Consider the following 3,817-nt stretch of genomic DNA (forward strand, 5'->3'; position numbering starts at 1 on the left):
TCCGAAGGCCGGGAGGCCGGTCCCGCGGGACGGTTATAGCCGCCTGGCGTGCGGCGGTGCCCCGGATGGGTTGGGCTGGGGGACGGTCTCTCTTTTTCGCTTCCTTTTTCTCTCTGCGTATGGGAGGTTTTCGACAATGGCGAACGTGCTGACCGAGTGGCTGGCGGCGCGGTACCCGGAGGCAGGGCCGCACGAGTTCTACCGCGACCTCTTCCCGGAGGGGAGCCTGGCCACGGCCTGGGGCGCCGGAGCTTCCCCCCATCACTATGAGAAGGGGGCGTACTCGGCGATCATGGTCCGCGTCTGGCAGGGAGAGGACGGCTCGCAGCACGCGGAGAGGCACCTGGTGACCGATGACCTGGCGGGCATCGACGCCGTCCTGGCGGTCGACTCCTCGCCCGCCGCGTCCACGGTGACAGACCTGCTCTCGCCGATTAGCTACGCCGGCATCTCGCCGCGCATGGACATGGCGCACGAGCTGTTCGCCATCACGTTCGACCTCGACTACATCCAGACCGAGACCCGCGGAGACGGCACCGCCTGGCCGATCGGGGTCGACGAGCTCCTCTACCAGATGGACGAGCTCAAGCGCGCGCCGAGGCCGACCTACATAGTCAGCTCGGGGACGGGCCTGCACCTCTACTACCTCCTCGACAGGCCCCTGCGCATGTGGCCGAACGTCATAGAGCGCCTGTCGGCCTTCAGGCACAGGATGGTCGACCTCGTTTGGAACCGGTACGTGACCCGAGAGCCGGACAAGCCCCAGTACGAGAGCGTCGTGCAGGCGTTCCGCATGGTGGGGAGCCGAAGCCGTGCGGGAGACCAGGTCGTGAGGGCATTCCGCACCGGCGTGCATTGGAGCATGGAGGACCTCAACGGGTTCGTGCCCGAGGACTGTCGGGTGACCCCCGAGATGATCGGGGCCCGGCACAGCATCGATGAGGCTCGCAGACTGTGGCCGGAGTGGGACCCCGAGTGGAGGAGGAAGGCCCTCACGAACCCCGGGCCGCACAACCAGTGGAGGGTCAAGCGCGCCCTGTTCGACTGGTGGTGCAGGAGGGTCGAGGACGGCGACACGGCGACCGAGGCGTTCGACGGGAACCGGTACTGGTGCGTCTTCGTCGCGGCCTGCCTTGCCGCGAAGTGCCCCGAGGTCACTTATGAAGAGCTGGAGAAATGGGCCTACGGCATCCAGCCGCGCCTCGACAGGCTCACCAAGAACCCCGGCAACCACTTCACCGCCAAGGACGTGTCCGACGCCCTGAGCGCCTACGGAAACCCCGTCAGCGTGAAGCTCCGCCGCGACAAGATAGCCGAGAAGACCGCCCTGCCCATGCCGGTGAACAAGAGGAACGGCTTAAAGCAGGCGCAGCATCTTTATCTCGCACGGGGACGCAAGGAGAGCATGAAAGCCGTTGGCATTCCAATGAAGAACCCAGAAGGGCGTCCGAAAGGCAGCGGCACAAAGGCCGATGTGATTCGCCAATTCGCCCAGGAGCACCCTGGCCTGAGCAACAGGAAGATCGCCGAGGCGCTCGGCGTGAGCCGCAACACGGTGAACAAGTGGCTCAGGGGCGGCCAGGCTGAGCTACTTTACTCTAGTAATTCAAATTTACTAGAGCATAAATCACCACGTAGAGTATCACTAGAGTACTAGAGGATTACTAGAGTAACGGCACCCCTAGAGTAATGGTGCCATCTGCCACTCTGCAAAACCGCAGGTAAAAGTATACGAGGCGCTGTGGAGCGGGATACTTTAGCAAAGTGAATACGCCTAAAGTAAATTACCTGCACTTATGATGCCTTTAGTACTTTAGAGCACTTTAGTAGGCAGCAAATGCGCGGGAAAATGCCATCTTACCTGCGGATACGCATACTTTGGAAAAATGGACAAAAATCAAAGTAGCCGGGCGGCCCGCGAGGGGGCAACTGACCCCTCTCGCGTAGAAGGGCGTGTCTCCCGAGCCGCCGCAGGTCGCACGGCGGCAAGCCCCGCAAGGCGCTGCCCGAGGGGTCGCCCCTCGAGGGCATGGGCGAGGCCGATGCCGCGTCGTGGGCGCTCTCCCACGGGGTGGACGAGCTGGCCCAGGCCCTCGGCGTGAGCCGCGCCACGGCATACCGCCGCCTGCGGTCCGGGCGCGTGCTGTAGGCCTGCCCATCCGGGGAAAGAGTCGCCTCGCAATCCGGCAAAAACTATATAGAATGTATATACACTCTATATAGGACTGACGAGAGGGGCGTCCTTGATCATCTCGATAATCAACCTCAAGGGGGGCGTCGGGAAGACGACGACCGCCATAGCGCTCGCCACCGCCGCCCAGAGGGACGGCAAGGACGTCGAGGTGTACGATACCGACCCCCAGTCGAGCGCCAGCCTCTGGGCGATGTCCGCCGAGGAGAGCGGGGACGCCCTGCCGTTCCCCGTCATCCCGGCGAACATCGCGACCGTGAGGGCTGCTGAGCGCAAGTGCAAGGGCGACCAGGCCAAGTGGGTCGTCATCGACTGTCCGCCGAACGGGCACGTGATGGACGAGGCTATGCGCGTGGCCGACATGGTGATCGTGCCGACCACCACGGGGCCGGCCGACATGGTCAAGGCCTTCGAGACGGCGGAGACCCTGTCGTCCCGCGGCATCTACTACGCCATCCTCATGACGCGCACCGTGGCCCGCACGCTCACGCTCAGGCAGTCGCTGAGCGAGCTCGAGGAGAGGGGCGCGAGCTACTTCGACGCCCAGATACCTAACCGCGAGGCCCTGAAGAACTTCTTCGGGAACTCGTTCGGTGACGACCTATTCGGCTACGAAGGGGTCTACGAGGAGACAAAGGAGGGGCTCGAGGATGGCGACTAAGAAGCCCGTCCGCCGCGTCGCGGCGTCCAGGCCGAGCGACACCCTTATGGGTAACCAGGACCTGAGGCACAAGGGCGACTCGACGGCGCGCAAGAAGGGGAAGTGCGTCACGTTCTGGGTGACCGACGAGCAGAAGCAGGCGATAAGCGCCTACGCAGCCGACCATGGCATGACGGTCTCGAGGCTCATCATCGAGGGGCTCGAGATGCGCATGAACCGCAAGTCTATATAGAATGTATATACACTCTATATAGACTATATCAGTCGTCTTTTGAGATTGATCTTGCTATGACGGATTTTCCGTCTCTGCTGTCCAGCCAATGATGAACTGAAACCGTCCTGCCCACGTCCAAGCCATCGAGTTCCTCGGCATGGTTTGAAAAGTCGAACGATACGGTTTCCCCGGATTCAAAAATGTCCGAGCGACAGATTAAAACATCTATCGACTCATCCTCCCTAGAGATGCTTTTGACGGTTCCGGTGCTAAAGAACATGGAGCTTTTGATTCCTCCACCGCCAGACGGAGGATAAAGTGACCATGTCGCAATACAGAGGAAGACAATCGCCGCAATCGCAAGCGCCGAAATAATGCGAGCCCTCGTCTTAGAAGAAGGTTCCATATGTCGATACGTAGCCGTTGAACGATGTGTTCAATATTGTGCGTCTGATTCCTGAGCCTTGGCCGATTGTGGAGAGAGAATGGTTCCTCCTACTGCCATGGCAAAGAGTCGAACGAAATCTCTGCGGATGAAGTTTCCCATGGACGCCACCTATGTCCAGCACCTTATAAGAGGCTATGGAGAGACTATTCTTCAAACAATCCTGATTGAGCATCGCCTTCCGCTAGATGGGCCCATTAATCGGTGAGTGCCATTAGCAAGCTCGCTTGGCACTGGGAGATGGCCCAGGTGGTCCCGCAAAGCGATTGATATTCTTACCCACAGATTACCGTCAAAACGACCCAC

The 3,817-nt window shown here is 60.8% G+C and carries 4 protein-coding genes; 3 read left to right on the forward strand and 1 reads right to left on the reverse strand.

The features are described from left to right. The first annotated feature begins 136 nt into the window (after positions 1-136). The 3 genes from BMX94_RS10420 (at position 137) to BMX94_RS10430 (ending at position 3,084) form a co-directional block, all read left to right on the forward strand. Positions 137-1,657, forward strand: a complete 1,521-nt coding sequence (locus BMX94_RS10420; protein ID WP_091006360.1) for a helix-turn-helix domain-containing protein — start codon at positions 137-139, stop codon at positions 1,655-1,657. Between the two features lie 586 nt (positions 1,658-2,243). Further along, positions 2,244-2,852 carry an AAA family ATPase gene (locus BMX94_RS10425; protein ID WP_177171422.1) on the forward strand — a complete coding sequence of 203 codons (609 nt, stop codon included), beginning with the start codon at positions 2,244-2,246 and terminating at the stop codon, positions 2,850-2,852. Then, complete coding sequence (locus BMX94_RS10430) at positions 2,842-3,084, forward strand: plasmid mobilization protein (protein WP_091006367.1); 243 nt, start codon at positions 2,842-2,844, stop codon at positions 3,082-3,084. Before BMX94_RS10425 ends, BMX94_RS10430 begins: the two co-directional genes overlap by 11 nt. Before the next feature lie 28 nt (positions 3,085-3,112). Here BMX94_RS10430 and BMX94_RS10435 read toward each other — a convergent pair whose 3' ends face one another. Continuing rightward, positions 3,113-3,346 (reverse strand): hypothetical protein, encoded by a 234-nt coding sequence (locus tag BMX94_RS10435; protein WP_091006369.1) that lies wholly within the window; start codon positions 3,344-3,346, stop codon positions 3,113-3,115. Positions 3,347-3,817 lie beyond the last annotated feature (471 nt).

The organism is Olsenella sp. KH3B4 (assembly GCA_900111695.1).
Classification (GTDB): Bacteria; Actinomycetota; Coriobacteriia; order Coriobacteriales; family Atopobiaceae; genus Tractidigestivibacter.

What these genes read in the sequence shown, in the direction of transcription:
- BMX94_RS10435 (WP_091006369.1), bottom strand. Translation starts at nt 3,346, where the DNA reads ATGTTCTTTAGCACCGGAACCGTCAAAAGCATCTCTAGGGAGGATGAG.
- BMX94_RS10430 (WP_091006367.1), top strand. Translation starts at nt 2,842, where the DNA reads ATGGCGACTAAGAAGCCCGTCCGCCGCGTCGCGGCGTCCAGGCCGAGC.
- BMX94_RS10420 (WP_091006360.1), top strand. Translation starts at nt 137, where the DNA reads ATGGCGAACGTGCTGACCGAGTGGCTGGCGGCGCGGTACCCGGAGGCA.